This window comes from Candidatus Frankia alpina, from assembly GCF_902806485.1.
Lineage (GTDB): Bacteria > Actinomycetota > Actinomycetes > Frankiales > Frankiaceae > Frankia > Frankia alpina.
Genome location: NZ_CADCWT010000159.1, coordinates 1 through 11,845, shown reverse-complemented (window position 1 = coordinate 11,845; position 11,845 = coordinate 1). Strand labels below are relative to the sequence as shown.

Below are 11,845 nucleotides of genomic sequence, written 5' to 3'. Positions count from 1 at the left end.
CGCTGGACTTCGGCGCCCGGACCCGTTCCAGCACGGACGGCCTGGGCGCCAGCCACACCCGGGGCGTGTCCCCCTCGGGCAGCCCAGCCCGGATCCAGGCCAGCCTGAGGGCGTCCGTCAGCCCACCGAGCTCGTCAACCAGGCCGTTCGCGTGGGCGTCGGCCCCCGTCCACACCCGGCCGCGGGCCAGCTCGTGCACCTGCTCCCGGGTCAGCCGCCGGGCCGCGGCCACCTTGTCGACGAAGTCCGCATAGACGCGGTCGAGGAACTCCTCCAGTTTCTCCCGCTCCCCCACGGTGAACGGGCGCCGCGGCGACATCATCAGGGCATGCTCGCCCTCGGCGACCGCGCCGAAGCCCACCCCGACCTTGTCGAGCAGCTCCCGGACCACCTGCTTGCCGGCGAATACCCCGATGGACCCGGTCAGCGTGCCGGGATTCGCGACGATGAGGTCCGCGGCCAGGGAGACGAAGTAACCGCCGGACGCGGCGACGTCCCCCATCGACACGACGAGTGGGCGGCCGCTGGCCCGGAACCGCTCAGCCTCCCGGCGCACCAGGTCCGAGGCGACGTAGGAACCACCCGGGCTGTTCACCCGGAACACCGCCGCCACCACGTCCTCGTCGCGCGCGGCGGCCCGGAACGCCGCCGCGGCGGCCTCCGCGGCGAGCACCGGGCTGGCGAACGGCCCCGGGCTGCCCTGCCCGAGGATGACCTGGCCGGTGCCGTGGATGAGCGCGACGACCGACCGGCGTGGGTCGCGATGCGGCGCGGTGACCGACGGCGCCAGCGGGACGCCCCGGGTGTCCCCGGCGGCCGCGCTGTCGTCAAGCGACCCCGCCGCATCTGAGCCCGACCCGGTGCCGGCTGCGGGGGCGTCGGCCCGGCGCTGCGGCGTGGGTGCGGTCTCGCGCAGGAAGAAGGCGCCCGGACCCCGCGCGATGAGGGTCGCGACCCGACGCACCGGCGACTTCTCCCGCCGCTCGGCGAGCCGGCGGTAGGCGGAGGCGTACATCAGCACCGGCTCGGCGCCCTCGCCCGCGGACCCGCCATCCGATTCGCCGGCAGCGAGGTCGGTGTCCGCGGTAGGGGCGAGATCGGCGTCGACCACCCCGGCCAACCCAGCCCCGGCCGCGCCGGGCGCCGCAGACGCATCGCCCGCCGCCGAACGGCGGACCCGTTCCCGCGCGGCCGCGTACACCTCGTCGCGGTAGCCGAGGCGGTCGATGAGCCCCACGTCGAGGGCGACGGTGCCGGCCAGCGGGCCAAGGTCGATCAGCCGGCGAACCCGGTCGGCCGGCATCCGGCGGCCCTCGGCGATGCCGGCCACGACCTGCTCCGAGCTGGACTCGATGATCCGGCTCACCGCCTCCAGGTGCGCCGGCGTGAAGTCCCGCTCGACGAGCGTGTTCACCGCGTTCTTGTATTCGTAGCGCTGGCCGATCTCGACCGCGACGCCGAGACGGTCCAGCGCGCCGCGCAGGAACGGCGTCTCCATCCCCAGGCCGGTCAGCCCGCAGTCCCCGGACGGGGCCAGCCAGATCTCGTCGAACGCGCAGGCGAGGTAGTACGGGCCGGTGCCGCCGCCGAACTCGCCGAAGGTGTCCGCGTAGGCGATGGCCGTGCCGCCGGCGGCTCGGAAGAGGCCGATCGCCGCCCGGATCTCCTGGATGCGGGCCAGCGGCGTCCCGACGGCGGCGATGTGCGCGACCACGACCGACACCCGCGGATCCTCGGCGGCATGACGGAGAGCCTCCACTAGATCGCGCAAAGTGGTGCGCCGGTGAGCGAGGGCGAGGGCGACCGGATCGCTGGGAACGCCTTCGAGCGGATCGACCGTCAGATCGAGTTCCAGGACGATCGGAGCCGTCCGCCGCGCCGCGATCTGGCGGACGTCGGCCAGCGCCTTACGTGGGGTGGCAGCCATGGTCGCCAGGCTAGTACCACCGACCGCCCAGGTTCCCCTGACCGCGTCAACCTCACGGTCGTCTCGCGGTCACCCAGCCGGCGTGACGCTGTCACCCGACCTCGCCGAGGCGACCCACAGTTCCCGCCAGCGCGCGCCGGGCAGCGTAGCCGGGGCGGCGCCGTCCACCCGGGCCGCGCTCTCGGCGGCCGCCAGCCGGTCCCGGAAACGGCGCGCCGACGTGCGCAAGGCCCGCTCCGGATCGACCCGGGCCGCCCGCGCGAGTGCGACGGCGGCGACGAGCAGATCACCGAGGACGTCGTCAGCGGCCACACCCGACCGGCCGAGCGCCCGGGCGGCGGCGGCCGCGATCGCCGCGACCCGCTCGCCGGCCTCGGCTACCCCGTCGGACCCGGCCACCTCGCCCGATCCGGCCACCTTGCCGGACTCCGCCGCCCCACCGAGCCCGGCCTGCGCGCCGCCCGTCCCACCGGCGATCTCGGTGAGCGCGAGATCCACCGGCACGCCGATCCCGCCGGCCCGCTTGAGCAGTTTGGCCGCGAGTGTCAGCGCCGGCTGAGACAGCGCCACCCCCTCGGTCACCGAGGCGCGCCCCTTCTCCACCGCCTTGATCGCGTCCCAGTTGGCGGCGACGTTCGCCGACCCGTCGACGACCACGTCGGCGAACACGTGCGGGTGGCGCCGGATCAACTTCGCGACCAGCCCCGCCGCCACATCGTCGACATCCCAGCCGTCGCTCGCGCGTTCGGCGGCGATCCGGGCGTGGAAGAGCACCTGCATGAGCACGTCGCCGAGCTCCTCGCGCAACTCGGCGAGGTCGCCGTCCTCGATTGCCTGGTACGCCTCGTAGGTCTCCTCGATCAGGTAAGGGGCGAGGGACTCGTGGGTCTGCTCAGCGTCCCACGGGCAGCCGCCCGGGGAGCGCAGCCGGTCCATCACCGCCACAGCATCGAGCAGGACCGACCCGGGCAGCTCCGCCGTACCGGCGAGGGTGCCCACCACGATCCCGGCGGACGGCGTCACGCCCGCGTCGAGGCCGGGGGCGGCCGGCGGACGGGGCTGGGCGAGGCGGTCGAGCAACAGGTCGAGCGGCGCCGGCGCGGACGGGTCCGGCAGCCAGGCGAGCTCGGTCGCCGCCGGATCTGGCAGGCCGGCGCGCAGGAGGGCGGCCAGATCGTCCCCCGCCCGATCGACCGCCGCGTGGCCGTCGACGAGGACGACGATGGCGCCGGCGGCGCGCAGGGCGGCGAGCTGCGGATGGTTCGCGGCGGCGGTCAGCACCGGCATCCGGCGCACCAGATCCCACGCCGGCGCGGTGAGCAGGCCCGGGGCGACCCGCGGGCTGGTGACGACCACGGTGATCCGCAGCATCATGACGTCCACTCGCTTCAGCTGGTCGGAGTCGGGACTGGACGGGTCAGGACTGGGCGGTCAGGTCCACGGTGGGGACGGGCGCGGGCCGGCTGGCGATCGAGCCGTCCGCGGCGATCACGGCGATCTGGCCGGTGTTCCAGGTCCCGAACCGCGGGTTGATCGAGATCGAGTCCTTCTTCTCGGCCTGCGCGAGGACGGGTTGCAGCTTCGCTGAACGCTCCTGGCTGACGATGAAGCGGGCCAGGTACGGCTTCGCCTGCGCGTAGGTGAGCGGGATTCGGCCGACCCGGTCGACGATGCTGCCGTACTGCTCCCGGGTCTCCGCCTCGGTGGCGAGCAGGTGCGGGCTGACCCGGTCGCTCAGCGCCGACTCCAACGCCCCGGAACGCACGATGACGGAGACGTCGCGCGGCGCGAATCCCACGGCGGCCGCCTGCTGCTCGAACGCCTGCACGCTGCCGAACTGCAGGATGGCGTACGCCTGGTAGAAGGAGGCGACATCGGCGGAGCTCAGCCTGATGCCGCGTCGGGCCGCCTCGTCGGAGAGCAGTTCGAGCTGCACGAGGGAGGTCAGCGTGCGCCGTTGGAGTTCGAGGCGGTTGAGGGCACTCGACGCGGGCTGCGAGGGCTGCGAGGCCGGTACGCCGTCGGCGGCCGCGAGCCCCCGCTCGACGATGCCGCGCAGCTGCGAGGTCTCGATGGACTGCGATCCGACCTGAGCGGCGGCCCCGGCGTGCGTCGTGCAGGCCGTCCCTGCGGTCCCGACGAGCACGACGAGCCCGACACCGGCGAGGAGACGGGAGAGCTTCACGACTCCAGACGCTATCCGCTCGCCTGTGGCGAAGCACACTCCCCCGCCCGACGCCGCCGTATTTCCCGCGATGCCGCCCAACGGATCCCGCGTCGGACGCCGCTCAGCCCGCGGCCGCCGCGGCGACCGAATCGCCGGCGACGGCAGCCAGCAGCTGACCCGCCCAGGCGAGCAGCGCCCGGTCACGCAGCGGCCGGGAGCCGATGCGGCCCGTCTCCGTCGGGGCCGGCACCAGCACGATCCGCATCGCGGGCTTCACCACCGCGCCCTTGTACAGGCGGGTCAGGCGCATGGTCTGGCTCTCCCGCAGCTCCAGCGGCGCGAAGCGGATCTGGCGGCCGGCAGCGGTGATCTCGGCAACGCCGAAGCGGCGCGCGAGCACCCGCAGGCCGGCGACGGCGAGCAGGTTCTCCACCGGCTCGGGCACCGGGCCGAACCGGTCCACCAGCTCCCCCCGCACCTCGTCGATGTCGGCGTCGGTGACCGCGCCCGCGAGCCGGCGGTAGGCGTCCAGACGCAGCCGTTCGCTGGGCACGTAATCGTGCGGCAGGCTCGCGTCGACGGGAAGCTCGACCTTCGCCTCGGGCGGCTCGGACACCTTGTCCTTGCGGTACTCGGCGACCGCCTCACCGACCATCCGCACGTACATGTCGAACCCGACGGAGGCGATGTGCCCGGACTGCTCACCGCCGAGCAGGTTGCCGGCGCCGCGGATCTCCAGGTCCTTCATGGCCACGGCCATGCCGGCGCCGAGGTCGTTGTGCTGGGCGATGGTGGCCAGCCGGTCGTGGGCGGTCTCGGTCAGCGGCTTGTCCGGCGGGTACAGGAAGTAGGCGTACGCGCGGTCGCGGCCGCGACCGACCCGGCCGCGCAGCTGGTGGAGCTGGGACAGACCGAACACGTCGGCCCGCTCGACGACGAGGGTGTTGGCGTTGGAGATGTCCAGGCCCGACTCGACGATCGTCGTACAGACCAGGACGTCGAACTTCTTCTCCCAGAAGGAGACCATCACCTGTTCGAGGGCGTCCTCGTGCATCTGGCCGTGCGCGGTGGCGATCCGGGCCTCGGGAACCAGCTCGCGCAGCCGGGCGGCGGCCCGGTCGATCGACTCCACCCGGTTGTGGATGAAGAAGACCTGCCCCTCCCGCAGCAGCTCCCGGCGGATCGCGGCGGCTACCTGCCGGGTGTCGTAGGGGGCGACGGAGGTCAGCACCGGGTGGCGCTCCTCCGGCGGGGTGTCGATGGTCGACAGCTCCCGGATGCCGGTGATCGACATCTCCAGGGTGCGCGGGATCGGGGTGGCGCTCATCGTGAGCACGTCCACCGCCGTGCGCATCTTCTTGAGCTGCTCCTTGTGCTCAACGCCGAAGCGCTGCTCCTCGTCGACGATCACGAGCCCCAGATCCTTGAACCGGCTCTCCCCGGACAGCAGCCGGTGGGTGCCGATGACGACGTCGACGGTGCCGTCGGCGAGACCCTCCTGGACCGCCTTCTGCTCGCCGGCCGAGTTGAACCGGCTCATCGCCTTGACGACGACGGGGAACGCCGCGTATCGCTCTGAGAAGGTCTGGAAATGCTGCTGGACCAGCAACGTCGTCGGGACCAGCACGGCGACCTGTTTGCCGTCCTGCACGGCCTTGAACGCCGCCCGCACGGCGATCTCCGTCTTGCCGTAGCCGACGTCGCCGCAGATCACCCGGTCCATCGGGACAGGTTTTTCCATGTCGGCCTTGACCTCGTCGATCGCGGCGAGCTGGTCGGGCGTCTCGCGGAAAGGGAAGGCGTCCTCCAGCTCGCGCTGCCACGGGTTGTCCGGGGCGAAGGCATGCCCGGGCGCGGCCATCCGGGCGCTGTAGAGCCGGATCAGCTCTCCGGCGATCTCCTTGACCGCCTTGCGGGCGCGGGTCTTGCGCTTGGCCCAGTCGGCGCCGCCGATGCGGTCCAGGCTCGGCGCGTCCCCGCCGACGTACCGGGTGATCTGTTCGAGCTGATCGGTGGGGACGTAGAGCCGGTCGCCCCGGGCATACTCCAGCAGCAGGTACTCGCGCTTCGCCCCGGCGACGGTGCGGGTGACCATCTCGACGTAGCGACCGACGCCGTGCGCATCGTGCACGACCATGTCGCCGGGGACCAGGGCGAGCGGGTCGATGCCCTTGCGCCGCCGGCTGGGCATCCGCCGCATGTCCTTGGTGGTGACCCCACGGGCACCAGCAATGTCGCTTTCAGTAAGGACTGCCAGGCGCAGTGTGTCGCTGATGAAGCCGGTGACGAGCTGCCCGCGGGTCACCACGACGACCCCGGCGGCGAGCTCGGCGTCCTCGGCGTAGCGGGCGCCGAGGTCGGCCTCGCGCAGCATCTCCACCAGGCGCTGGGCCGGGCCGTGCCCCTCGGTCACGATCAGCACACGCCACGATTCGGCCTGCCAGCCCTTGACGTCGGCGATGACGGCGGCGATGTCACCGTGGTACAGAGGCGCCGGTCGCAGGCTCGCGACCACCGTGTCGTCGCCCTCGGCGACGAGCCCGCCGGCCTCGCCCGCCGCCGTACCGGCCGGCCCCGGGCCGGGACCGCCCGTCTCGGGGCCGGCCGGTGCCGAGGTGAAGGGGGTGACCGACCACCAGGGCAACCCGAGCTCCCCCGCGCGCTCGCGGACCTCCGCGATGGAGCGGTAGGCCGCGGCAGCGAGGTCGATCGGGGCCCCGCCGCCGAGGGCTGCGACACTCCAGGACGCCTCCAGGAACTCCTGGCTGGTGCGCACCAGCTCACTCGCCCGGGAACGGACCCGCTCCGGGTCGCAGACGAGGACGTGGGTGCCGGCCGGCAGCTCGTCGAGCAGCAGCGACATCTCGTCGACGAGGACCGGCGCCAGCGCCTCCATACCCTCCACGGGAATGCCATTGGCGATCTTGTCGAGCATGTCCACCACCTGGGGGTGGCGAAGGGCGAGGGCGGCGGCCCGGCCGCGGACGTCCTCGGTGAGCAGCAGCTCGCGGCACGGCGACGCGAACAGCCCGCGCCGGCCGGGGCCGGCCGGGCCGGCCTCATCCTCGGGCAGCGCCCGCTGGTCGGCGACGGCGAACCGGCGGACGTCCTCCACCTCGTCGCCGAAGAACTCCACCCGCAGCGGGTGCTCCTCGGTCGGCGGGAAGACGTCGAGAATCCCGCCGCGCACCGCGATCTCGCCGCGCCGCTCCACCAGGTCCACCCGGCGGTAGGCCATGCCCACCAGCCGGGTGACCACGTCGTCGAGGTCGGCGGTGTCGCCCGCCGCCAGACTGACCGGGACGAGCTCACCGAGCCCGGCAACCTGAGGCTGGAGCACAGAGCGGACCGGCGCGACAACGACCCGCAGCGGCGGCCTGCCGGTGCTCGCCGGATGGGCCAGGCGGCGCAGCACTGCCAGCCGCTGACCCACCGTGTCCGCCCGGGGAGACAGCCGCTCGTGGGGCAGCGTCTCCCAGCTCGGGAAGACGGCCACCACGTCGGGACCGAGCAGGCCGGTGAGGGCGGCGGCCAGATCCTCTGCCTCCCGGCCGGTGGCCACCACGGCAAGAACAGGCCGACCGGCGCCGTGGGCGGCGGCGAGGGCGGCGGCGGCGAACGGCCGCAGGGCGGCCGGACCGGCGAGGTCGAGCACGGGTTCGCCCGCCGCGCCGATCGCGCGCCCCAGGGCGGGATCGCCACCCGGTCGGGCGATCAATGCGTCGAGCAGCGGCGCGAGAGTCATGGTTGCGTCCTGTGTGCCTCTCGGAAACGAGCGGAACGGAAACAGGCGTGGAGCAGACGCCGTGGCACGAGACCGCCACCGCGTAACACGACGACCTGGCGCAACAGGGCCCGCCACGGCCCGGGCCCGCTCGACCTAGGGCCCGGGCCGCCACCCGACCCGCCCCCGGCGATGACCCGGGCGGTCAGCCGACACCGGCCCGACCCCGTCGGCACAGACGATATGACCAGCCTACGACAGGATGCCCGCCGCGCCCCTGCCCCGAGCGCGCCCGACGGCCTGTCGACGTACAGTCGACTGCCTGGCGTCCAGTTCGGTCGCCTGATACCTACACTGACGTTAGGGTCGAGTTGTCCAGCATGCGCCGCAACGTTTCGAGATCGGACGCGGCCCGCGGCAACGTCTACCAGATCGGGGACGTAGTCGAGCGGGTCGGCCTCTCCCTGTGAACAGTCCGCTACTACGAAGAAGCGGGCCTGCTCATGCCGGTGGGGCGGACCGTCGGCGGGTTCCGCCTCTACGACGCGGACGCGATCTAGCGGCTGCTGCTCATCAGGAAGATGAAGCCGCTCGACTTCACCCTGGAGGAGATGCGCTCACTGCTGACCCTGCGCGACGAGCTGGCCACACCCGACCTGGCCGCGGATACCCGCGCCGCGCTGCAGGAGCGGCTCGGCACCTGGGTGCTGCTCGCCGAGGAGAAGCTCTCGACCCTGCGGGAGCAGGTGAGCGTGGCGGAGTCCTTCGTCGGCGGACTGCACGATGACGCGGGGCGCGGCGGCGGCTCCGTCTGACCACCGCCGCCCGGTGCGGCGCCCCGAGGGGACACGCGGGACGCCGTACCGGGGTCCTGTCGGACTCGACCGCCTAGCCCCAGAGCCGTTGGTAGGCAGCCGCAGAGGCCGGATTGAGATCGGGGTTCACCAGCGAGGAGCGGACGTTACCCTCCTCCGCGTCGGGGAAGTACGCCTCGTAGGCGAGGATGTCGGCGTTGTGCGCGAACGTCTCGTACATCTTCTCCATGTAGGCCGGATTGTCCCCGCCGGCCGCGCCGCTGCGCCCGGCCTTCGTGCCCTGCTGGCTGACCACGCCCCACTCAGGCACCGAGAACAGCTTGTGGTGGGTCCGGGCGAAGGTGATGACCTGGCAGAGCCCCGCGTCGGCGTTGCACTGGTTGTCGAAGTCGGCGTAGGTCGGGCTGGGCGGGTACTGGTCGTAGCTGTCGACGCCGATGACGTCGACGTACTGGTCGCCGGGGTAGAGATCGAACGCGCCGACCGACGTGGTCGACCCGTGGGCGTTGAGGTTCCAGTCGATGCGGGCCTTCGGACTGGTCGCCTTGATCGCCGACGAGGCGTTCCGGAAGCACTGGATCCACTGCTGCGGATCCGTCGCCGCCCAGGCAAACCACAGGCCGTTGAACTCCCAGCCCAGCCGGACGAAGGAGTCGCCCCGGCCCATGTTCACCAGCCAGCGCCCGAACTGCTGCCACTTGGCGTCGTAGTTGCCCGCCGCGCAGTCGGCGAGGTTGCCCTTCTCCGGCCCCGAGTCGGGGAACAGCGGCTGGGTGAGGACCCAGGTGCCCGCGTACCCGGCGAAGGTCGACGTGCTGTGTCCCATCCACGGATCCGTGAGGGAGCTCCAGCTCGACCGGTCGGTGTACATCACGACGACGTCGTTGGGCCGGCCGCGGAACCTCGCCCAGGTATTCGCCTGCGCCAGGGAGTGTGCGGCGACGCCGGTCGGGAACAGCCCGGTGGTCGCGGCCCGCTCGACCTGTGGAACGGCCGCCACCTGCGCACCAGCCAGGGTGGGCCGGGCCGCGGTGCCCGACTGCGCAGCCGGCGACGCGCCCCGCCTCGCGCTGGTGGCGATGGGGTCGGCCCCGCCGCCGCTGCTGGACGGCACCAGCAGCAGCGCCGTCACCGCGACCAGGGTGAGCACCACCGCGACCGACACCGCGATGACGGGCAGGTGCGGGACCCGGCTGGCATTGCCGCCCCAGTGGTCGGTGATCCACACCGCCGCTCGGGCCCGCCGGCCGCAGACCGGTGCCGCGCGGTCGTCCGACCGGTCGGCATGGCGGGCGCCAACCTTCGCGGCCTCGGGCGCACGCGCCGAGCCGCCCTCGTCGGACCAGGCCTCGCCGTCGGACCAGGCGGCCCGACGGCCCAGCCCGGCCGAATCCAGGGCGACCCGATCCGGTCCGCTTCGGTCTGTTCCAACCCGGTCGAAGCGGGTCCGGTCCGACCGGACTCGCTCCGGCGCAACCCGGCCTGACCCGGCCCGACCGATTCCGGTTCGCTCTGACCCGCCCCGGTCCTGGCCGGTCCGGCGGTCGTCCCGGCCCTCGTCCTGCCGGCCCGCAGCCCGTGTTCCGGCCGAGCCGGTGCGAGCGCGGGTGCCGTCGTGGCCGCGGGCGGCGGGGCCATCCGCGGCGGCCGAGGCAGCGGGGCCGGACGGCTGCAACGGCGCCCACCGACCTCCGTTGCGAGGATCGGCGGCCAGCCAGGCGTCGCGGGCAGCGGTCCATCCCCCGGTGCGCGGTATCCCGTGGGTGAGCCCGGAGTCGTCCCGCCCCTCAGCGTGACGGCCGTTCGACTCGGCGTCGTCGCGGCGTCCACTGTCCCGCGGCGGGACGCCGGTCTCGGACCAGCGCAGGACGTCCGTCTCGCCGCCCGGGCGCGGTCCGTGCGTCCGCACCCGCACCGGCGGCGTCGGGGGCTCATGATCCACCGGCGGGGACGCGGTCAGGTCCGCCCGGGGGTCACCCGGCCATCCGGGGTCGTCGCCGCGCGCGCCGGGCCGGCGAATCTGGAACAGCGCCGTGCCCTCGTCCCAGTCGGGCGGGTCCACCGGCTGCCCGGACGGGGGTCGACCGTGCACCAGGACGGCCCGCTCCGAGAGCGGATTGGTCGGCGCGTCCAGAGGCGGACCGAGCGGCGGATCGTTCGGCGTGTCAGTCGGCGGGCCCGTCGGCGGATCCACCGACAACCCGGTGCCGAAGGACGCCGCGTGGGCGGACGAATCGGTCGGGCGAGGGCCGGCGGCCCGGGAGTCGGACGGACGGGTGCCGGGCAACCGGGGATCGGCGGGTCGATCCGCACCGGCCGCCGCCGGCTGGTCACCGTCGCCGTCGGTCCTCGACCCACCAGCGCGCACGGTCATGGACGGAGGGAGCAGGACCACCGGCGGCGTCCGACGCCGGCGCTCGGAACGGTCGGAACCCGGCCGGCGGTTCGCGCGAGCACCGCCGACGTCCCCGTCGGGCAGTTGCGCCCCGGGCGTGACGGGCCAGGCTGGGTCGCCGGCCGTGGAGTGGGCGCCACCGGCCGGACGGGGCTCCGCCGGCCCGGCGGAGCGATGCACCCGTGGTCCCCGCTGCCCGCGGTCCTCGCCGGAGTCCGCGGACCGAGGCGCGACCCGCTCCCGGTCTCCGGCCGCAGGCTCATCCGACCAGGAGCGCCCGCGCACCCGCATCACCCCAGATCGTGCTCTCCGCCCCGTCGAAACGTCCCGGCTTATCCAGTGCCCTACTCTCACCCGAGGTGACAATTCCTCCACCCGGCCGACTTGCCAGGGGATTCGTCGGCACCGGCAACGCCGCGAGCCGAGGCTCCTTCATCAATCCAGTAGTGACGAACGAACCGTAACAACAACGCGCGAAGAGCGATGTCGGCGGCCTCGGCATATCACGGACAGCAACGATCATCCGCATCGACACCAAACCCCTTCCGCTCCGTGGGAAGCAGCCGGCAGCCGGCGACCGCCGGCAGGCCGGACGCCCGCGCCATCGCGGGATCCACCAGTCAGGACGCGGCGCCGGTCAAGCGAGTTGCCGGACCTGCGGAGATCTGGCACCATTTATCGTTCATTCGCCACGAAGGTGGGCCGCGTGGTGCCGTCACTCGGCGACCTCCGCCGTCGGCGGTCGGGCCGGTCCAGGGCCGCCTGGTGGGGCCGCAGCGATGCGGCGAGGGGCATCGCTGGCGTCCTGGCCAGCGTA

The 11,845-nt window shown here is 73.4% G+C and carries 5 protein-coding genes and 1 pseudogene; 1 reads left to right on the top strand and 5 read right to left on the bottom strand.

Annotated features, from left to right (window positions below; all coding sequences use genetic code 11):
• The 4 genes from sppA to mfd form a co-directional block, all read right to left on the bottom strand.
• Positions 1-1,927 (bottom strand): signal peptide peptidase SppA (gene sppA / locus G6R25_RS16300; RefSeq protein WP_163553683.1); only part of this gene is annotated, 1,927 nt, incomplete at its 3' end.
• 69 nt (positions 1,928-1,996) lie between these two features.
• Entirely contained in the window at positions 1,997-3,301 is a 1,305-nt protein-coding gene (locus tag G6R25_RS16295) for a nucleoside triphosphate pyrophosphohydrolase (protein WP_163553685.1), read from the bottom strand.
• 43 nt (positions 3,302-3,344) lie between these two features.
• On the bottom strand, positions 3,345-4,112 hold the full coding sequence (locus tag G6R25_RS16290) for a SurA N-terminal domain-containing protein (RefSeq protein WP_163553682.1): 768 nt from the start codon (positions 4,110-4,112) through the stop codon (positions 3,345-3,347).
• Positions 4,113-4,215: 103 nt separating this feature from the next.
• The gene (gene mfd, locus G6R25_RS16285) at positions 4,216-7,839 is read right to left on the bottom strand and encodes a transcription-repair coupling factor (protein ID WP_163553681.1); all 3,624 of its coding nucleotides are present in this window, start codon (positions 7,837-7,839) and stop codon (positions 4,216-4,218) included.
• A 359-nt stretch (positions 7,840-8,198) separates the two neighbouring features.
• On the opposite strand from mfd, the pseudogene G6R25_RS16280 reads away from it, so the two are divergent.
• Positions 8,199-8,633, top strand: a pseudogene (locus G6R25_RS16280) (MerR family transcriptional regulator).
• Between the two features lie 73 nt (positions 8,634-8,706).
• Here G6R25_RS16280 and G6R25_RS16275 read toward each other — a convergent pair.
• Positions 8,707-11,028, bottom strand: a complete 2,322-nt coding sequence (locus G6R25_RS16275; protein ID WP_235948718.1) for a glycosyl hydrolase — start codon at positions 11,026-11,028, stop codon at positions 8,707-8,709.
• Between the last annotated feature and the right edge of the window lie 817 nt (positions 11,029-11,845).

What these genes read in the sequence shown, in the direction of transcription:
- G6R25_RS16295 (WP_163553685.1), bottom strand. Translation starts at nt 3,301, where the DNA reads ATGATGCTGCGGATCACCGTGGTCGTCACCAGCCCGCGGGTCGCCCCG.
- mfd (WP_163553681.1), bottom strand. Translation starts at nt 7,839, where the DNA reads ATGACTCTCGCGCCGCTGCTCGACGCATTGATCGCCCGACCGGGTGGC.